At 66.0% G+C, this 20,467-nt stretch carries 13 protein-coding genes; 5 read left to right on the forward strand and 8 right to left on the reverse strand.

Annotated features, from left to right (window positions below; translation table 11 throughout):
* The first annotated feature begins 77 nt into the window (after positions 1-77).
* The gene (locus tag IFR23_RS16425) at positions 78-809 is read left to right on the forward strand and encodes a CPBP family intramembrane glutamic endopeptidase (RefSeq protein ID WP_192976828.1); all 732 of its coding nucleotides are present in this window, start codon (positions 78-80) and stop codon (positions 807-809) included.
* Between the two features lie 53 nt (positions 810-862).
* The gene (locus tag IFR23_RS16430) at positions 863-2,713 is read left to right on the forward strand and encodes a CocE/NonD family hydrolase (protein WP_192976829.1); all 1,851 of its coding nucleotides are present in this window, start codon (positions 863-865) and stop codon (positions 2,711-2,713) included.
* Positions 2,714-2,852: 139 nt separating this feature from the next.
* Here IFR23_RS16430 and IFR23_RS16435 read toward each other — a convergent pair whose 3' ends face one another.
* From IFR23_RS16435 to IFR23_RS16455, 5 genes are all read right to left on the reverse strand, one after another.
* Positions 2,853-3,614, reverse strand: coding sequence for an ABC transporter permease (locus IFR23_RS16435; RefSeq protein ID WP_056065813.1), 762 nt, complete (start codon positions 3,612-3,614; stop codon positions 2,853-2,855).
* Entirely contained in the window at positions 3,611-4,540 is a 930-nt protein-coding gene (locus IFR23_RS16440) for an ABC transporter ATP-binding protein (protein WP_192976830.1), read from the reverse strand. The genes IFR23_RS16435 and IFR23_RS16440 overlap by 4 nt, the downstream gene beginning before the upstream one ends.
* 144 nt (positions 4,541-4,684) lie before the next feature.
* On the reverse strand, positions 4,685-5,395 hold the full coding sequence (locus IFR23_RS16445; RefSeq protein WP_192976831.1) for a DsbA family protein: 711 nt from the start codon (positions 5,393-5,395) through the stop codon (positions 4,685-4,687).
* Complete coding sequence (locus IFR23_RS16450; RefSeq protein WP_192976832.1) at positions 5,392-6,747, reverse strand: M48 family metalloprotease; 1,356 nt, start codon at positions 6,745-6,747, stop codon at positions 5,392-5,394. Before IFR23_RS16450 ends, IFR23_RS16445 begins: the two co-directional genes overlap by 4 nt.
* Positions 6,748-7,358: 611 nt before the next feature.
* Entirely contained in the window at positions 7,359-10,304 is a 2,946-nt protein-coding gene (locus IFR23_RS16455) for a ribonuclease E/G (protein ID WP_192976890.1), read from the reverse strand.
* 552 nt (positions 10,305-10,856) lie between these two features.
* Between IFR23_RS16455 and IFR23_RS16460 the strand changes: the two genes are divergently transcribed.
* Positions 10,857-12,098: an N-acetylmuramoyl-L-alanine amidase gene (locus IFR23_RS16460; protein WP_192976833.1), complete on the forward strand. Its 1,242-nt coding sequence runs from the start codon at positions 10,857-10,859 to the stop codon at positions 12,096-12,098.
* A gap of 162 nt (positions 12,099-12,260) precedes the next feature.
* A complete protein-coding gene (locus IFR23_RS16465) occupies positions 12,261-14,234 on the forward strand; it encodes an OPT family oligopeptide transporter (RefSeq protein WP_244655741.1) in 1,974 nt (657 codons plus the stop codon).
* A gap of 284 nt (positions 14,235-14,518) precedes the next feature.
* Here the strand turns inward: IFR23_RS16465 and IFR23_RS16470 are convergent, their stop codons facing one another.
* From IFR23_RS16470 to queF, 3 genes are all read right to left on the reverse strand, one after another.
* Entirely contained in the window at positions 14,519-15,802 is a 1,284-nt protein-coding gene (locus tag IFR23_RS16470; RefSeq protein WP_056051630.1) for a glycoside hydrolase family 130 protein, read from the reverse strand.
* 64 nt (positions 15,803-15,866) lie between these two features.
* Positions 15,867-18,137, reverse strand: a complete 2,271-nt coding sequence (locus IFR23_RS16475) for a glycosyltransferase family 4 protein (protein WP_192976834.1) — start codon at positions 18,135-18,137, stop codon at positions 15,867-15,869.
* Positions 18,138-18,295: 158 nt separating this feature from the next.
* Entirely contained in the window at positions 18,296-18,754 is a 459-nt protein-coding gene (gene queF / locus IFR23_RS16480; RefSeq protein ID WP_056411723.1) for a preQ(1) synthase, read from the reverse strand.
* Positions 18,755-18,918: 164 nt separating this feature from the next.
* Between queF and IFR23_RS16485 the strand changes: the two genes are divergently transcribed.
* On the forward strand, positions 18,919-20,466 hold the full coding sequence (locus IFR23_RS16485; protein WP_192976835.1) for a cryptochrome/photolyase family protein: 1,548 nt from the start codon (positions 18,919-18,921) through the stop codon (positions 20,464-20,466).
* Position 20,467: the final 1 nt, after the last annotated feature.

Below are 20,467 nucleotides of genomic sequence, written 5' to 3' on the forward strand. Positions count from 1 at the left end.
GACACAGACTGGGCTCCCGCCTTCGCGGGAGAACATAACGGCCGAGCGGTGGAACGCATGAGGGACGAAGTGTCGGCATGATCCTGCCCAACGTCCTCCTCCTCGTCACGATCATGAGCCTCGTCTGGTTCCTCAAGGGCGACCTGCTCGGCTACCGCCGGATAAAGCGCCTCCCTGACACAGCCTCGCGCCAGAAGACCTACCGCCTGTGGGTCGCCAAAGCCGCGATCGCCTTCGTCCTGCCGGCGGTGATCGGACTCACGCTACTCGGACGCCTCGACGCGCTCCTCACGGTGCCGCCCGAGTTCGACACCCTCCGCACGCTCCTCCCTAGCTTCGAAGGCGACAGCCGTGCGGAACTGCTCGGCATGATCGGCGGCAGTGCATTCGGTGGCTTGATCATCGGCGCGGTGCTCGCGACGCGGGGCAACTGGCGGATCCTCAAGACGATCGGCAACGTCGGCTCGCTGCTCCCGCGCAACCGGCCTGAGATCGCGCATGCCGCCGCAATGTCGATCGTGGCGGGCGTTTCCGAGGAGCTCGCCTTTCGCCTGTTCCTGCCGCTGCTGGTCGCGCTCGTATCCGGCAGCGCGTTCGTCGCGTTTGGCGTCGCGGTGGCGGCGTTCGGCGCGATGCATCTGTATCAGGGGCGGGCGGGCGTGATCGCGACTACGCTGGTCGGCGCGCTGATGGCGGCAGTCTATCTGATGACCGGCGAACTGTGGCTGGCGATGGTCCTGCACGCGCTGATCGATCTCAATTCGCTGGCATTGCGACCGGCGCTGACCGGAGCATGGCGCGCGGCTTGACTTCGCACGCTCGGGTTCGTCCAATCGTGGCACGGTCCACGAAGGGAAATTCCATGTCGCGTCACGCCCTCCTGCTCGCGCTTGCCGTCACCGCAGCCGTCCCGGCCGCCACGCTCGCGCAGACCGCGCCGCAAACCGTGACCCAGTCGCCCTTTACCTTCGAGGAGGTGATGGTGCCGATGCGTGACGGGGCGAAGTTGCAGACGGTGATCATGCGGCCGCGCGGAATCACCGGGCCGCTGCCGATCCTGCTCCAGCGGACCCCCTACGGCGTGCCCGATGCGCCGTTTCCCACCGCCGATCGCTTCGCGCCGTTGATGAAGGACGGCTATGTCTTCGTCTTCCAGTCGATGCGCGGGCGGTTCAGGTCCGACGGCGTCTTTACGCTCTCGACCGCGGTCCACCCCGGTGATCCTAAAGCGGTCGACGAGGCTACGGATGCGTACGACACCGTCGGCTGGCTGGTGAATAATGTTCCGGCCAACACCGGCAAGGTCGGCATGTGGGGCGTGTCGTACCCCGGTTTCGCCGCCGCCGTCGCGCTGGCGAACCCGCATCCGGCGCTGAAGGCGGTATCCCCGCAGGCGGCGTGGATCGATTACTGGCAGTCGGACGATCTGCACCGCAACGGCGCGCTACGGTTGAGCTATGCGACCGACTGGGTGTCGTCGCTGCAACTCGACAAGACGAAGAATTCCGACTTTGCGTATCCGAGCGATACGTACGACTATTTCCTCAAGGTTGGCTCGGCGGAGGCAATCGATCGCAACGTGTTCAAGGGGCGCGTGCCGATGTTTACGGCGCTGCTCGATCATCCCAATCACGACGGCTTTTACACAGCGCAGCGCTGGACCGACGCGCTCGGGAAGACGACGGTGCCGACGCTCAACGTCGCCGGGTTCTGGGATCAGGAGGATCCGTGGGGCTCGTGGCAGATTTACGCCAAGCAGAAGCGCAATGATCCGAACCATCTGGCGCAGATGGTGGCGGGGCCGTGGCGGCATGGTGGGTGGCAGGGGGTGGCGGATCACCTTGGTCCGATCCCGCTCGGAACGGCGAGTGGCACCCAGTTCCAGGAACAGATCCAGGCGCCGTTCTTTGCATACTGGCTGCACGGCAAGGGCCCGCGGCCGGACTTCGCGGCGAAGATGTTCCAGTCGGGCTCGAACGTGTGGAAGACCTATGCGGCCTGGCCTCCGACGGGCGCGAAGGCGACGAACCTGTACCTGCATGCGGACGGCAGCCTGTCGTTCACCGCGCCGGCGGCTGGCGAAGGGTGTCGCGATTACGTGTCCGATCCGGCGAACCCGGTGCCGTTCCGCCGGCGGCCGATGTCGGCGACCTATGCCAGCCCGGATTGGGCGTGGTGGGAGGCGGACGACCAGCGCTTCGTCGATCACCGGCCCGATGTGCTGGGGTATGTGTCGGAGCCTCTGACTGCCGACCTGACCGTGACGGGGGCGCTGTCGGCGACGTTGCAGGCGTCGACGAGCGGGACCGACAGCGATTTCGTGGTGAAGCTTATCGATGTGCTGCCCGACGATACCGAGTCGATGACGGGGCGTAGCCTTCAGCCGGGCGACTATGCCCGGACGCTCAACGGGTATCAGTTGCCGATCGCGATGGAGGTGCGGCGTGGGCGCTTCCTGGCGAGCGATACGGCGCCGCAGCCGCTGGTACCGGGGAAGGTCGTCGCGTGGGATGTGCCGCTGCGTGACCACGACCATGTCTTCAAGGCTGAGCACCGAATCATGGTGCAGGTGCAGTCGAGCTGGTTCCCGATGATCGACCGCAACCCGCAGTCTTTCGTGTCGAACATCGGGCGGGCGAAACCGGGGGACTATGTGAAGGCGACGCAGAAGGTCTGCGCGGGATCGCGGATTACGTTGCCGGTTATGCGGTAGGGTTTGCGGACAGTTGCCCACCCCGGCGGAGGCCGGGGCCCAATTGGAAAGGTCGAGGTAACGGAGCGCGGTCCTTCGTTATCACCGTCCCCCAACTGGGCCCCGGCCTCCGCCGGGGTGGGGCTTGCCAGTCTTCAGCTCAGTTCTTCATTCGCCAGCCGGTCTTGAAGATCCACGCGATCGCGATCAGGCACACCGCGAGGAAGCCCGCCGTCACCGCGAGGCTGACCCCGACCGCGACGTCGCCGACCCCGAAGAAGCTCCAGCGGAAGCCGCTCACCAGGTAGACGACCGGGTTGAACAGGCTGAACGTGCGCCACGGCTGGGGCAGCATGTCGATCGAGTAGAACGCGCCGCCGAGGAACGTCAGCGGCGTGATCAGCAGCGCGGGGACGAAGTTCAATTGTTCGAAGCCGTTGGCCCAGACGCCGATGATGAACCCGAACAGGCTGAACGCGACCGCAGTCAGGATCAGGAACGCGATCATCGCGAACGGGTGCTCGATCCGCAGCGGCACGAAGAATGAGGCGGTCGCGAGAATGATCAGCCCGAGGATCACCGACTTGGTGGTCGCCGCGCCGACATAGCCGATCACCATCTCCATCGCCGAAACGGGCGCCGACAACAGCTCGTAGATCGTGCCGGTGAATTTGGGGAAGTAGATGCCGATCGACGCGTTCGAGATGCTCTGCGTGAGCAGCGACAGCATGATCAGGCCGGGGACGATGAAGCTGCCGTAACCGACGCCGCCGACCTGCTGCATCCGGCTGCCGATCGCGCCGCCGAAGACGATGAAATAGAGTGAGGTCGTGAGAACGGGGGTGACGAGGCTTTGCCACAGCGTGCGCAGCGCGCGCGCCATTTCGAAGCGATAGATCGCCCAGATGCCATGGGTATTCATGCACGTTCTCCGACGAGATCGACGAAGATGTCTTCGAGGCTCGACTTGCTGGTTTCGAGGTCCTTGAAGCCGATGCCGAGTTCGGCGAGTTTGCGCAGCAACGAGGGAATGCCGGTATGATCGGCCTGCGCGTCGAACACGTAGCGCAGGCGTTTGCCGTCGTCCTCCAGTGACACGTCCCAGTCGGCGAGTTCCGGGGGAAGCGCCGTCATCGGGTCCTGGAGCGCGATGTCGAGTTCGCGCTTGCCGAGCTTCTTCATCAGCGACGCCTTGTCGTCGACGAGCAGCAGCTTGCCCTTGTTGATGACCCCGACGCGGTCGGCCATTTCCTCGGCTTCCTCGATGTAATGCGTCGTCAGGATGATCGTCGTGCCGCCTTCGCGCAGGCGGTGGACGAGCTTCCACATGTCGCGGCGCAGCGCCACGTCGACGCCGGCGGTGGGCTCGTCGAGGAACAGGATCTCGGGCTCGTGCGCGAGCGCCTTGGCGATCAGGACGCGGCGTTTCATGCCGCCGGAGAGTTCGCGAATCTTCGCGTCGCGCTTGTCCCAGAGCGAGAGGTCGCGGAGCACCTGTTCGATGTAATCGCTGTGGCCCGAGCGGCCGAACAGGCGGCGGCTGAAGGTGACGGTGGCGAGCACCGTCTCGAACATGTCGACGTTGAGTTCCTGCGGCACGAGGCCGATGCGGCTGCGCGCCTGCTTATAGTCGCGGATCGCGTCGTAGCCGGCGACCTTGATCGTGCCGGCGGACGGCGTGACGATGCCGCAGATGATGCTGATCAGCGTCGTCTTGCCCGCGCCGTTGGGGCCGAGGAGAGCGAAGATCTCGCCTTTCTGGATGTCTAGGTCGACTGGGTGGAGGGCTGTGGTGCCGCTCTTGTAGGTCTTGGTGACGCCCGCGATGGACAGGATCGGTTCGGTCATTGGCACCCCTTTTTGTGAGGGGAAGATGGGGGTGGCGGGGTGGGAAAGTAAGGGCTGCCGCCTTGTTCTCCTGCGAACGCAGGAGCCCAGGATACCGGGCGTCGCGCTTTGTAACCCTGGGCTCCTGCGTTCGCAGGAGAACGGTTAGCCGGCGCGGGCGGCTGCTACGGCTTTTTGCAGGTCTTCGAGCGGCAACGCGCCGGATAGGACCCGGTCGCCGACCACCCAGCTCGGGGTACCAGTCATGCCAAGTTTGGCGGCGGTTTCCATGTTCTTGGCGATCTCGGCGTCGGCTGTCTTGGTGAAGCTCGCCTGCGTCGTGTCGACCCCGGCCTTGCTCGCAGCCGCGGCGATCGAGGCGTCGCTGACCGGGCCGCCGGCGTAGAGCGCGTCGTGGAAGGTGGCGAACTTACCCTGTTGTGCGGCGGCGAGGCTGGCGCGCGCGGCGATGCGGCTTTCGGCGCTGAGGATCGGGAGTTCGCGGAAGACCACGCGGACTTTCGGGTCGGCGGCGATCAGCTTGGCGATCATCGGCAGGCTCGCGCGGCAGTATCCGCAATTGTAATCGAAATACTCGACGAGCGTGACGTCGCCCTTGGGGTTGCCGGCCCAGGCGCTGCCGAACGGGGTGATGATCGCGTCGCGGTTCGCGGTGACGGTCTTGCCGGACTCGCGGTCACGGAGTTTCTCCATCGCCTCGGGCAGGATCTCGGGGTGCGCCAGCACATAGTCGTGGACGATCGATTCGACCTGCGCGCGCTCGACGCCGCCGCCCTGACGATCGAAACCCCAGACCGCGAGGCCTCCGATGACGGCGCCGGCAATAGCGATCGCCGGGAATGTAAGTTTGCTCATTTGCGGCGCTTATACTGCTTGGGATTGTCGTCCATCTCGTTCTGCGCGGCCATCGCGATGTCCTGCGCGCGAATCCAGTCGGTGGTGTTCGCCGGGATGTTGGCGAGGGCATATTGCGCGCTCGCCGACGCGGTCCGCATGTCGCCGCCCATGCTCGCGCGCTCGGCGGTGGCGAGCGCGGCGCGCGCTGTGTCGCCGGTCAGTTCGTAGACGGTGCCGAGCTGCATCCAGGCGAACGGATTCTGGTCGTCGCGACCTACCGCGGTGCGCAGGACCCTGGTGGCCTCGGGGTAGTTCGCCTTGTTCTCGGTCGCGATCAGTGCGTGGCCGAAGGTGGTGGCGATCAGCGGGTTGTTGCGAGAACCCTCCGTGGCTTCGCGCAGGGGAATTAGCGACTCGGTTGGTTTGCCCGCTTCGAGCAGGATCTGCCCCTTGATCTCGAGGAAATACGGATCGGTGGGCTCGGCCTTTACCAGTGCGTTGGCTTCGGCATCGGCTTTCTCAGGGTAGCCCGCTTTGTGATACGCGTAGGCGCGGGCGTAGTGTGCGTAGATCGACTGGTTGCTGGGCGGGTAGGCCTGCAGCGTCTGGTCGGCGGGCATGACGTAGCCGGCGAGCTTCGCCTTCACGCGGCGGAAGCGTTCCTCCAGCGCGGCGTCGGGCTTGTTGGCCCAGGCGGGCGAGGCTTGGAGGTCGGCGGTGAGGGTGGCGACACGCTCGCCGGAGAGCGGATGCGACTGCATGAAGGGATCGATGTTGGCGGTGCCGAAGCGGTATTCCTGCTGCTGCAATTTCTTGAAGAAGCTGAGCATGCCGCGGCCCGAGACGTTCGCCTCGCGGAGGAATTTCGCGCCGGTCGCGTCTGCGGTCGATTCCTGGACGCGGCTGAACGAGAGATAGCTGCCCATCGCCGCCTGCTGACCTGCCGCCATGATGCCGGCGCCGGCCTCGCCGCTGCCGGCTGCCATAGCCGCGAGGCCGAGGACCATCGAGAGCAGGTACATGCCCATTGCCGGCTTGGTGCCGCGGTCGGCGAGGACGACATGGCCGTCGGCGATGTGGCCGAGCTCGTGCGCGATGACGCCCTGGACTTCGTTGGCGTTGTCGGCGGCCTGGATGAGCCCTGAGTGGACATAGACGGTCTGCCCGCCAGCGACGAACGCGTTGATCGACTCGTCGTTGATGAGGACGACCTTCACGTCGCGCGTCGAGAGCCCGGCCGCCTTGATCAGCGGGTTCGACATCTCCGCGAACATGGTTTCGGTCTCGGCGTCGCGGAGGATCGACTGGGCCTGGAGGGGCGTCGTCCAGAGGAGGAGGGCGGTGGCTGCGGCGGCTGTTAGGCGCTTCATATTACGGGGTATCGTCGATTGGGGGCGGAGGGGCAATGGTCGTGCGGTCGGGCGTGCGGTGGAGTGAAGTACAGGAAGTGCAGACGCTGGGAGCTGTTTTGCGGTTGGTGGGAGTGTGGGTGGCATTGGGGGAGGGGAGCAGGGTTTGGGTGTGTAGGACAGGGGTTTGAGGGTAGCGCGCCTTAAGAGGTTGCTGCGCCAGCTATCGGCCACTTACTCGGCAATTGGTTCCCTCCCTGGCTAGCAGGCCACCGCCCCGGCGGAGGCCGGGGTCCAATTGGGGGACCGGGCTAACTGAGGGTGGCGCTTCGTTATTGGCACCTTTCCAATTGGGCCCCGGCCTTCGCCGGGGTGGTGGTGGGTGGGGGGAGCTCGGCGTGCATCATCAGAGGAGCTAGAACACAAACCTCGCATCTCCCCCTGGTCTTGTTCACCCGCGAAGGCGGGTGCCCAGTCTGGGTCCCCGCCTTCGCGGGGATACAAGCTTTTCTCGTTCGCCACGTGAGGCATTGGGCGCTCACGGATATCGTGCTGCCGGAGGATCGCTCCCCACAAACGAAAACGGGCGCGGCCTTTCGGTCGCGCCCGTTCTTTGGTCTCAGCGTCCGGGGTTAGCCGAAGGTGCGCTGCCACCAGCCGCGGCGGGGGGCGCCGTCGGGGTCGTCGTTGGTGTCCGAAGTCGCGACGTCCTGTGGCTGGACTTCGGCCTTGGGCGGGGTGGTTGCGATCGGCTCGGCGAGGGGTTCGCTGGTCGGGGCGGCATCGCCGGCATCGACCACAGCTGCTTTCCGCGGACGGCCGCGGGGCTTGGCGACCTTGGCAGGCGCTTCCTCGACGACCGGCGCTTCCACCGCCGGGGCTTCGGCCACCGCGTCCGACGCCTTGCGACGCGCACGCTTGGGCTTTGGCGCCGAGGCTTCGATGGTCTCGGCGGGCGTTGCGCTCACCTCGTCCATCGTAGCCTCCGCAACCGCCTCGCGACGGCGACGACCGGGCTTCGGTGCAGCTGGCTCGGCCGCGACTGGCTCCGGGGCGATCGGCGCCGGAACCACTGGCTCCGGTGCAACCGTCTCGGCGTCCGCTTCGACCGCACGTGGCTTGCGACCACGACGTGCCTTGGGGGCTGCATCGGCGACCGCCTCGGCGATGTTCGCCGCTGCGGCTGCTGCACGAGCACGCGGACGACGGCGCATCTTCGGACCCTCGGCGACTTCCGCCACCGGGGCTTCTTCGACGGCGGGCTCGAACGCGGGTTCGTAAGGCGGCTCGGCATAGGTCGACTCGACCGGCTCGTACGCTTCCGGCTCGGGGGCCTCGGCGATCAGCTGGGCGTCGTCGACGCTGCTGACGGCGACCGACTGGCCGTTCTCGGCGCCCTGCTCGTTACGGCGACCGCCGCGACGTCCCCGACGACCGCGACGACGACGGCCTTCGCCCTCTGCGCCATTGGCCTGCTCGGATGGCGCACCAGCCGAGACCATTTCGCCACCGCCGACTTCGACGATCTCGCCCTCGACCTCGTCGATTTCCTCGACATTGGTGTCGGCGTCCTCGAAATTACCGTCGTCGTTGACGCCCTCAGCTGCACCTTCCTCACCGGGACGTGCGCGACCGCGACGACCGCGGCGACGACGGCGCTTCTTGCCGCCTTCACCGTCGGCATCGCGAGCCTCACGGGGCGCACGCTGCTCGCCATTGCCTTCGCGGGGCTCACGACCCCCCTCACGACGGCGCGGCTGCTCGGCCTCGGCCTCCTCGACTTCCTCTTCCTCGATCTCGTCCTCGATCTCCTCGGGGAGGTCGTCTTCGTCTTCCTCGATGATCTGGACGAACTTCGGCGCGTGCGCGGGCGGCGGGCCACTGGCCTCGACCGTCATGTGCGCGCCTTCCTCGTCCTGGCCGGGGATGATCTCGACGATCACGCCGTAGCGATCCTCGATCTCGGCGATGTCGGCACGCTTGCGGTTGAGGATGTAGACCGCGGCTTCCTGGCTCGCGCGCAGGGTGAGCAGCGAACCGCGACCGCGGGCGGCCTCGTCCTCGATGAGGCGAAGCGCGGAGATGCCCGACGACGATGCGGTGCGAACGAGGCCGGTGCCCTCGCAATGCGGGCAGGCGCGCGTCGACGCTTCGAGCACGCCGGTGCGCAGGCGCTGGCGGCTCATTTCCATGAGGCCGAACGACGAGATGCGGCCGATCTGGATGCGCGCGCGATCGTTCTTGAGCGCCTCCTTCATCGCCTTCTCGACCTTACGGACGTTGGAATTGTTATCCATGTCGATGAAGTCGATGACGACGAGCCCGGCCATGTCGCGCAGGCGGAGCTGGCGGCCGATTTCCTGGGCGGCTTCCAGGTTGGTCGCGGTCGCGGTCTGCTCGATCGAATGCTCGCGCGTCGAACGGCCGGAGTTGATGTCGATCGAGACGAGCGCCTCGGTCGGGTTGATGACGAGGTAGCCGCCCGACTTCAGCTGGACGACGGGGTGGTACATCGCGGCAAGCTGATCCTCGACGCCGGCGCGCTGGAACAGCGGCACGGGATCGGCGTAATGCTTGATGCGCCGCGCGTGCGTCGGCATCAGCAGGCGCATGAACTCGCGCGCCTGGCGATAGCCGTCCTCGCCCTCGACGATGACCTCTTCGATTTCCTTGTTGTAGATGTCGCGGATCGCGCGCTTGATCAGGTCGCTGTCGCCGTAGACGAGCGCGGGGGCCGACGCCTTCAGCGTGGCCTCGCGGATGCCGTCCCAAAGACGGGCGAGGTAATCGAAGTCGCGCTTGATCTCGACCTTCGAGCGCTGGAGGCCCGCGGTGCGAACGATGCAGCCCATCGATGGCGGCAACTGCATGTCGGCCATGATCGTCTTGAGGCGCTTGCGATCGCCCGCGTTCGAGATCTTCCGCGAGATGCCGCCGCCGTGCGACGTGTTCGGCATCAGCACGCAGTAGCGACCGGCAAGGCTCAGGTACGTGGTCAGCGCCGCGCCCTTGTTGCCGCGCTCCTCCTTGACGACCTGGACGAGCAGCACCTGACGGCGATGGATCACGTCCTGGATCTTGTAGCGGCGGCGCAGGTTCATGCGACGCTCGCGCAGGTCCTCGACCGCGGCATCGTCGGCGCTTGGCTTGCGCTTGCGACGGGGTGCTTCGCCGCCTTCGAGTTCCTCGGCGACGTCGGGGTCTACACCGCCATCGTCCTCGAAGCGCTCGATGTCGTCCTCGTCGTCACCCTCTTCGTCGTCCGAGTCGTAGTCGGCGCGCAGGGCGGCTTCCTCGGCGGCGTGCTCTGCTTCTTCACGGAGCAGCGCGTCGCGATCTTCCTTGGGGATCTGGTAGTAATCGGGGTGGATCTCGCTGAACGCGAGGAAGCCGTGGCGATTGCCGCCGTAATCGATGAACGCCGCCTGGAGCGACGGCTCGACCCGCGTGACCTTGGCGAGGTAGATATTGCCCTTGAGCTGCTTGCGTTCGGCACTCTCGAAATCGAATTCCTCGATCCGGTTACCCTTGACGACTGCGATCCGGGTCTCTTCCCGGTGGCGTGCGTCGATCAGCATGCGCGTTGTCATTGTAGATTCTCCGCGCGCGCGCCGGGCCTGTCGGCAGCCGTCGCGCGCTTGATGGTGGTGCGGTCGGGCACGGACGCCCGGACTCGCGTATGGTATGCGAAACTGCCTCTGCGCGAAGTGCATGCCGCGGGAACTCTCCCTGCGGCGCCCGCACGACCGCGAGTCCGTCGGCGAAGGCCGGTCGGAGTGCGGGGCGGGGGGAATGCGTCATTCGAGCGTCAACCTGAATTGCCGCGCCGGCGAGAATCCGCTGGCGGGCGTCGAGACCGGCGCGTCGCTGGTAAAAACTAGGCGACACACGGCTGTACGACAGGACTAGCACTGCATACCCGATCTCGCAACTAGCCCCGGAACCGTCGCTTTCGCGGGCGTTTCGGCTCGAAATAGGGGCAGCGAGGCGCAGACTTGCCGGGGCGGCAGAGCCTTGCCGGCAAATACATGGCAAACGGCAAATTAACCGCACTGCGCAACCGCGTCTTGTGATGCGAGGCGCTATCGCTCGCTCACAGAGATCGGATGTATCGATCAAAGGGGTGTAGCATGGGTTTTCGCTGGACCGGCGGCAGGGCCGCACGGCAAGGACGCGAGGTGTTGAGGGTCATCGCCCTCATCGCCGGCTGGCTGGCGAGCGTCCCCGCCTGGGCGGCGACCGTGCAGAGCGTCGCGATCAGGGACGGGCGGATCGTCATCCGCTTCGACGAGGCGGTCGGCGATGCCGCCAGCCGCGTTCTGACGGGGCCGCGCCAGATCGCGGTCGACGTGTCGGGCGCTACTCCGGGGCGGGAGATCACCGCGCGCGGGCTTGTCACCGGCGTCACGCAGATGCGCAGCGGGCGATCGGGCATGCGGATGGTGTTCGATCTGGCCGAGCCGGCGATCGTCACCGACGGCGGGTTCGACTCCGACGGGCGCGAGCTGACGCTGGCGTTGCGCACGGTCGATTACGACCAGTTCGCGGAGGCCGGGATCGCCGGGCCGCTGAACTTCTTCCCGTTCAATTTCGGGGCTGCGTCGCGGCCGAAGTACAAGGTGTCGGTGCCGGTGCCGCCCAAGGCGCGGGGCATGAAACTGCCGCGCGTGCAGGGCGACGATACGCGGCCGCTGGTGGTGATCGATGCGGGACATGGCGGCGTCGATCCCGGCGCGATCGGGCCTAACGGCCTGCGCGAGAAGGACGTGACGCTGAAGGTCGCCAAGGCGATCCGCGACGAGTTGCTCGCATCGGGGCGCGTGCGCGTGGCGCTGACGCGGAACGACGACCGCTACCTGATTCTGCGCGAGCGGTATGGGGTGGCGCGGCGGTTGAAGGGTGACCTGTTCATCTCGATCCATTGCGACAGCACTGGGTCGGAGAACGCTACCGGCGCAACGGCGTACACGTTGTCGGAGGTGGCGTCGGACAAGGAAGCGGCGCGGTTGGCTGCGCGCGAGAACAAGGCGGACGTGATCTCCGGCGTGAACCTCGGCGAGGCGCCCGCGGACGTGTCGTCGATCTTGATCGACCTGACGCAGCGCGAGACGATGAACGCGTCGGCGACGTTTGCACGATTGCTCGGGCGCGAGGCCAGGCCGTTGATGCCGTTGAAGGCGAACTTCCACCGGATGGCGTCGTTGATGGTCCTGAAAGCGCCGGACATGCCGTCGATCCTGTTCGAGACGGGGTATATCTCGAACCCGCAGGATGCCGCATTCCTCGACAGCGAAGAGGGGCGGCACCGGATCGCGGAGAGCGTCACGCGGGCGGTGGAGGTGCATTTCGCGCGGCGGATGGCGGCTCGGTAGGGTTCGGGGAGGGGGTACTCGCTCCTCCTTGTTCTCCCGCGAAGGCGGGAGCCCAGTCTGGACTCCCGCCTTCGCGGGAGAACAGGCTAGTTACGGTCGATACTGTTTCCTCTGATCGCACATCATGCCACAAGTCGCCCAAATTGCTTTGAGGCTGACCAGATGACCGACGCGACGCGGGGCGTAACCGACACGGGCCCCGAGACCAGCATGCGCGAGCTTACGTTTCGCGGGATCGTGCTCGGCGGGATCATCACGCTGCTGTTCACCGCGGCCAACGTGTATCTCGGGCTCAAGATCGGGCTGACGTTCGCGACGTCGATCCCGGCTGCGGTCATATCCATGGCGGTGCTGCGGTTGTTCAAGGATTCGACGATCCTCGAGAACAACATCGTCCAGACGATCGCGTCCGCCGCGGGCACGCTTGCGGCGATCATCTTCGTGCTGCCGGGCCTCGTGATGATCGGCTGGTGGCAGGGCTTTCCGTTCTTCACCACCGCGGCGATCACGATGTTCGGCGGCGTGCTCGGCGTGCTGTTCTCGGTGCCGCTGCGCCGTGCGCTCGTCGTCGACACCGTGCTGCCGTATCCGGAAGGCCGCGCGGCCGCTGAAGTGCTGAAGGTCGGCGCGGGGAGTCGCGAAGGCGGCGAGGAAAGCGCGCGCGGGCTCGGCATCATCGTCGCCAATGCGGTCGTCTCGGCCGGGTTCGCGATCCTGACGCAGACCAAGCTGGTTGCCGCCGAGGCCGCGACGTGGTTCCGCGTCGGCGCGGGTGCGACCGGGATCTCTGGCGGGCTGTCGTTCGCGTTGCTTGGCGCGGGGCATCTGGTCGGCATCTCGGTCGGCATGGCGATGTTCGCGGGCGTGGTAATCGGCTGGTGGATCCTGCTGCCGATCCTGACCTCGGGCGGGAGCGTCACGGGCACCGCGGAAGTGATCGCCAACACCGTGTTTCGCTCGGACGTCCGCTTCTTCGGCGCGGGCGTGATCGGTGTCGCGGCGATCTGGACGTTGTTGAAGATTGCCGGGCCGGTGGTCGGCGGCGTCCGCTCGGCGCTGGCGGCGTCGGCGGCCAAGCGTGGCGGCGAAGTGCTGGCTCTCGAAGAGCGCGACATTCCGATCGGGATCGTCGGGATCGGCTCGCTGGCGATGCTGGTGCCGATCGGCATCCTGCTCTGGACCGTGCTTCAGGGCGGGCCGCTGGAGGCGTCGGCGATCGGGCTGATCGCGGGGAGCCTGGTGTTCATCCTCGTCATCGGCCTCGTGATCGCGGCCGTCTGCGGGTACATGGCGGGGCTGATCGGTGCGTCGAACTCGCCGGTGTCGGGGATCGGCATCCTCGCCATCCTCGCCGCGTCGATCCTGCTGGTGTCGTGGTTCGGCCGCGCGGTCGAGCCGGGGACGACGCAGGCTTTGGTCGCTTACGGGCTGATCGTGACGGGGATCGTGTTCGGGATCGCGACGATCTCGAACGACAATCTGCAGGATCTGAAGACGGGCCAGCTGGTCGGCGCGACGCCGTGGAAGCAGCAGGTCGCGTTGCTGATCGGCGTGGTGTTCGGGTCGATCGTGGTGCCGCCGGTGCTGAACTTGCTCGGGAGCACGCTTGGGTTTGCGGGCGCGCCGGGGGCGGGGCCGAATGCTTTGGCGGCGCCTCAGGCGGCGTTGATCTCGGCGCTGGCGAAGGGTGTGCTGGGGGGTAACCTCAATTGGGCTATGATCGGATACGGGGCGCTGACTGGCGTTTTGGTGATCGTGGTCGATGAGTTGCTTGGCAAGGCGGGGAAGCTGCGGTTGCCGCCGCTTGGCGTCGGGCTCGGGGTGTATCTGCCGATGTCGGTGACGTTGCCGGTTACGATCGGGGCGGTCGTGGGGTTTGCGTATGATCGTTGGGCGGATCGGGCTCGCGATCCCGAGCTTGCCAAGCGGATGGGTGTGCTGACGGCTACCGGCATGATCGTCGGGGAGTCGCTGTGGGGCGTTGGCTTTGCGGGGATCGTGTATCTGACCAACAAGGAGACGCCGTTGGCGCTGGTTGGGGACGGGTTTGCTAGCGTGGCGCTGGTTGGCGGGACGGTGTTGTTCGCGGTGCTGACTTGGGTGATGTACCGGCGGACGATGGCGGCTTCGCGGTAAGCGCGGCGAGAGCTTGTTTCCCCGCGAAGACGGGGATCCAGACTGGGCTCCCGCCTTCGCGGGAGAACAAGATTGGGTTGGGACCTTGGCCTAGTCCACCACCCCGGCGAAGGCCGGGGCCCAGTTGGGGGGCGCCGCTAACTGAGCGATGTGCTTCGTTACTGCAGCCTTGCCAACTGGGCCCCGGCCTTCGCCGGGGTGGTGCTTATGCGGGGGTGGCGGCTTAGTGCCGGGGCAGTGCTTACGCAGGGGAGAAGGATGGCGTCCGTCCGGACGCCCCCCCTTCACTTCATCGCAGCAAGCATGTCCTTGATCGGCACGAACGCGAAGCCGACCGAGCTGTCCGCAATCCCGTACGGCATGAAGATCGTGTCGCCATGCTTCAGCGCGCCGCAGCTGTAGACGACGTTGGGCACATACCCTTCACGATCCTGGTCCTTCGCCGCCAAAATCGGCTGGCTCGTCCGGCCGATCACCTTCGACGGATCGTCCTTGTCGAGCAGCACCGCGCCGATCGAATACTTCCGCATCGCGCCGACGCCGTGCGTCAGCAGCAGCCAGCCCTCGTCGAGCTCGATCGGCGGGCCGCAATTGCCGATCTGCACCAGCTCCCACGGATATTCGGGCGTCAGGATCTTTTCGCCGTCGTCCCAGTCGGTCAGCGTGTCGGACTTGAGCAGGAAGAGGTTCTCGCCGTCCTGCCGACCGATCATCATGTACTGGCCGTTCACCTTCCGCGGGAACAGCGCCATGCCCTTGTTGCGCGCGGCGGGGCCGGTCATCGGCACGAGGTCGAATGCGCGGAAATCGCGGGTGCGCATCAGTTCGGACTGGATCACCGAGCCGTTATACGCGGTGTAGGTACCGATCCACTCGTAATCGCCGTCCTCGTGCTGGAAGCGGACGATGCGGAGATCCTCGAGGCCCTTCGACTGCGCCTGCGTGATCGGGAAGATCACCGTGCCGCTCAGCGTGCTGTCGCGGTGGCGATAGACGGTGACGGGGCCGATCGGCATCTCGTCCTCGCCGCTGCCGACCGCATCGGTCGCGGTTGCGAACGGCGGCTCGGGCGCGAGCTTCATCTGGTTTTCGCAGGTGATGATGCCTTCGCGGAACGCAACCGACGAGATGTGACCCTCGCCGACCGCGCGCAGGCTCATCAGGATGCGCATCGAGCCCGGCGGCATACCCGACTGGTCGAAATGCGGCACCGCGCTGGGGTTCATCAGCGCGGCGGCGGCATAGCTGTATTCGTGGCAGAAATAGGCGCCGATCAGCTGGCGCTTCTCGTCACCGATCTCCGCGCCGTTCAGCCCGAGCATGTCCTCGATCTGGTCGTAGCGCGTCATGAACACGCGCCGCGTCTGCCAGTGGCGTGCCTCGAAATCCTTCAGCACGACCTCGAGCTGCGCGCGCGCCTGTGCGGGCGACATCTCCAGCACTTCGCCGACGAGCCGCTCGGTGCGGCTCGGTGCGCCGCCATGACCGCCCCAGGCGATATGGAACGGCCGCACGACGACACGCGAAGGGTCCGCGTGCAGCCGCAGCTGGTGGTTGAACAGATCCATCGTAGCAGTGCCCCGCGTCGTTCCACTCAGCGCACCGTCGCCTGTCAGGCTCTCTCTAGCGTGGCTAGGCGACGACGCGCGCCGCTCCTGCCACGCTTTGCGCTGCCTTTGATACCCCTGAAATGGCACAACTTGCGAGTTGGAGCGCCAAAATCGACTCGGCACCCTGGTTTCGGTTGAGCCCGGTCGGCATCAGGCCGTCATAGCAACCGCCATCCGCGACGCTCGCCAGCGGCAGGTCGAGGTCGTTGACGCCGAGGAACCAGCCGTATGCGCGCAACGCCTCGTCACGCCAGCGCACGTCGCCGGTCGCGTCATACGCCGCGGCGCACGCATCGACGGTCGCTTGCGCTTCCAGCGGCTGCTGGTCGAACTGCAACGGCTCCGCGTAAGGGCGGTTGAAGCTCTCCGACCCGACCGCACGGAAACGACCCTCCGGCGAGGTCTGCTTGGCGACGATCCAGTCGAGCGTGGCGAGGCCGCAGTCGATCAGGTCCTGACGCCCGAGCGCCTGGCCTGCGCGGATCAGCGCCTGCGGAAGGCGCGTATTGTCGTAGGCGAGCACGATCTCGAACCACTGCCACTCTGGACGGCGCGCCTTGGCGAGCAGGTCGAGATGGACCTTGGGGAAGGCTTCGAGGATCGAGAGCGACAGCTGGTGCCCGGGCTTGGCCTCCAGCATCGCCGCCGCGCCGAGCATCGCGAACGCCTGCGCACGCAAGGAGCCGAGTTCGAGCGCCATCGACGCGGTCGAATCGAACATCGCGGTCGCCCAGTCGCGGTGCTTGGCGGCCTGCGCATCGCGCGCGGTGACGCCGAGCGACCAGAGCGTGCGGCCGTTCGAATCTTCCGAGCCCGAATCCTCGCACCAGGTGCGATCGAAGTTCATGAAATTGCGGAACCGGCGCGTGTCCGGGTTCCAGGCGTACTGCACGAACGACGCGTAGATCGTCATCCACTTGTCGCGGGTGACGTCGTCGAGGTCGGGCAGTGCGCTCATCAGCATCAGCGCGCGGCAATTGTCGTCGATGCAGTAGCCGTGGCGACGATCGGGGATCGAGTAGATCGAATGCTGGAGCATGCCGGTCGAATCGCTCATCCGCTCGACCGCGGCGAAATCAGGCGTCAGCTGCTTCAGCGGGGCTGGCACCTTGGCGAGGCGAAAAGGGCGCGCCGCCACGATCGCACGGATCTCCGTCATCATCGCCTCGGCGAGCTTCGGCCAGATCATCGTGCGGCCGCGCGCATAGGCACGCTCGGCGAGACGGTTGCGATCGCGGTCGTTCGACATCAGCGCGTCGATCTCGCGCGCGAACGCGTCGACATCGCCGAAGGGCACGAGCACGCCGTGGCCATCCGCGAGGATCTCGGTCGCATGCACGTACGGCGTCGAGATGACGGGCTTGCCGACACCGATCGCGTAGCTGAGCGTGCCAGACGTGATCTGCGCGGGGTTGGTGTACGGCGTCACATAGACGTCCGCCGCCTGGAGATAATCGAGCAGTTCGCCATGCTCGAGGAAGGCATCGACGAACGAGACGTTGTCGGCGACGCCCTTCTCGGCGGCAAGCGCCTTCAGCTTGTCGCGGTATTTCTCGCCCTCGTACGCGACGAGGTTCGGGTGCGTCGCGCCGAGCACGACGTAGAGCAGGTCGGGATGCTTCGCGATCACCGCGGGCAGCGCGTTGATGACCGTCTCGATCCCCTTGTTGGGGGCGAGCAGGCCGAACGTCAGCATGACCTTGCGGCCTTCCCAGCCGAACTTGTCCTTCAGTACGGCGGGATCGAGCAGGTCGCGATCGGGCACGCCGTGCGGGATCATGACGATCTGGCGCGAATTGGCGCCGTAGACGCGCTGGAGGATGTCGCGACCACGTTCGGCCATGACGATCACGCGGGCAGCACGACGCAGCAGCCCCTCGAGCACGCGACGCTCATCGGCGTTGGGCTTTTCGAGGATCGTGTGCAGCGTGACGATGACGGGCAGCGTGGTACGATCGAGCAGTGCGAGGATATGCTCGCCTGCCGGACCGCCGAAGATCCCGTATTCGTGCTGGAGCCAGATCGCCTGCGCGCCGCTGGCCTCGATCTTGCGCGCGGTGTCGATGTAAGCCGACAGATCGGGCTCGGGGATCGTGCCGGTGACTTCGGCGGGGTAGTCGTATTTGCCGGGGTGATCGTCCATCGCGTAGACGTCGACGGCGATCTCGGGGAAGCGCGCGCGCATGGCCGTGAAAACGTCGGTCGTGAAGGTGGCGATGCCACACTGTCTCGGCAGGAAATTACCGATCAGCGCCAGTCGCGCGATATTCCCACCGTCCGCCGGTTTCACCATACCCTGTCCCTCGTTTGAGCGCGCACTTCTGGGAGAACCCGGTCGCGCATCCATTTGAACGGTTCAGGTAGCATAAAGTTTCATCACATACTGCAGTGCAGCACGGGAATAATATCAATCTAAATCAAACCGATATTTCGCGTCGTCGTCCTGGGCCCTCAACCGCGACCGCGATACGAGGCGACTCCCTGGTCCGGCAGCCACAGATCTTGCGGCGGTGCACTCGATTGCCAGAACACGTCGATCGGGATTCCGCCACGCGGATACCAGTAGCCGCCGATGCGCAGCCACACCGGTTTCATTTCGTCGAACAGGCGCTCGCCGATGCCGACGGTGCAGTCTTCGTGGAACCCGGCATGATTGCGGAAGCTGCTCAGGAAGAGTTTGAGCGACTTGGATTCGACGATCGTCTCGCCGGGGACATAGTCGATGACGAGGTGCGCGAAGTCGGGCTGGCCGGTGACCGGGCACAGCGAGGTGAACTCGGGCGCCGCGAACCGAACGAGATACGTCCGGCCCGGCCGCGGGTTCGGAACATAATCGAGCACGGCCTCTTCTGGAGAGGCGGGGAGGGCGCTGTTTTGGCCGAGATGCAATGGGTTCTGGGGAGCGGTCATGTGCCGCCATGTAGGATGCGATTCGAATGCCGCAAAGTGGGTGATGTTTTCCTCCGTCATGCCGGGCTTGTTCCGGCATCCACGGTGCCACGGACTCCACGGTCGGCGAGCGTGCGGAACGGTGGACCCCGGAACACGTCCGGGTTGACGGAGTGGGCGCTGATATGACGACGACACTCGTACCGATCCTCGGCGACCAGCTCACGATCGACCTTGCCTCGTTGCGGGACTGTGATCCTGAAACCACGATCGTGCTGATGATGGAGGTTGAAGAGGAGACGACTTATGTCCTTCACCACAAGCGCAAGATCGCGTATATCCTGTCGGCGATGCGGCACCACGCGGAGGCGCTGCGCGAGGCCGGGTGGACGGTCGAATACACCAAGCTCGACGACCCCGATAATGCAGGCAGCTTCACCGGCGAGATCGCGCGCGCGGTCGAGCGGCATGATCCTGAGCGGATCGTCGTCACCGAGGGCGGCGAGTGGCGCGTGATGGCGATGCTCGAAAGCTGGGAGACGCTGTTCGGCGTCCCCGTCGAGATCCGCAGCGACGACCGCTTCCTCGCCAGCCATGCCGACTTCGAGACCTGGGCCGCCGAGCGCAAGTCGCTGACGATGGAGTGGTTCTATCGCCAGATGCGGACGCGCACCGGGCTGTTGATGACCGCCGGCAAGCCCGAGGGCGATCGCTGGAACTTCGACAAGGAGAACCGCAAGCCCGCCAAGAACGACTTGCTGATGCCGCGCCCGCTAGTGTTCGCGCCGGATGCGATCACGAAGGACGTGCTGGCGCTGGTGGCGGAGCGGTTTGCCGATCATCCGGGGAGCCTCGACGGGTTCGAGTACGCCGTTACCGCGAAGGATGCGGAGCGGCAGGCGGTAAATTTCTTCAAGCACGCGCTCGCGCAGTTCGGTGACTACGAGGACGCGATGCTCACCGGCGAGCGGCATCTGTGGCACTCGATCCTGTCGCCCTACATCAATTCGGGGCTGCTCGATCCGCTCGATCTGTGCCGTCGCGCGGAGGCGGAATATCGCGCCGGGCGTGCGCCGCTGAACGCGGTCGAGGGGTATATCCGCCAGATCATCGGCTGGCGCGAATATATGCGCGGGATCTACTGGCGTGAGGGGCCGAATTACGTCGAGCGCAACTTCCTCGACCACCACCGCGAGTTGCCCGTCTGGTACTGGACCGGCGAGACCGACATGCATTGCCTGCGCGAGGCGATCGGCCAGACGCTGGAGACCGCGCACGCGCACCATATCCAGCGGCTGATGGTGACGGGCAATTTCGCGCTGCTGATCGGCGCGGACCCGGCCAAGGTGCACCTCTGGTACCTCGAGGTGTATGTCGACGCGTATGAATGGGTCGAGCTGCCCAATACGCTGGGGATGAGCCAGTTCGGCGATGGCGGCTTGTTGGGGTCTAAACCGTATATCTCGTCGGGTGCGTATATCGACCGGATGTCCGATTATTGCGGGACGTGCCGGTATAACGTGAAGCAGCGGATCGGGCCGGATGCGTGCCCGTTCAACGCGCTGTATTGGGATTTCCTCGCGCGGCACGAGGACAAGCTGGGGCGCAACAACCGGCTGGCGATGCCGTATCGCAACTGGGCGAAACAGTCCGAGGCGGACCGCGAGGCGACGCGTGCGCAGGCAGCGGGGTTCCTCGCCTCCCTCGACGCGAGCGGCCCCGCTGGCTACTGAC

The sequence above is a fragment of the Sphingomonas sp. CFBP 13603 genome, from assembly GCF_014892665.1.
Classification (GTDB): domain Bacteria; phylum Pseudomonadota; class Alphaproteobacteria; order Sphingomonadales; family Sphingomonadaceae; genus Sphingomonas.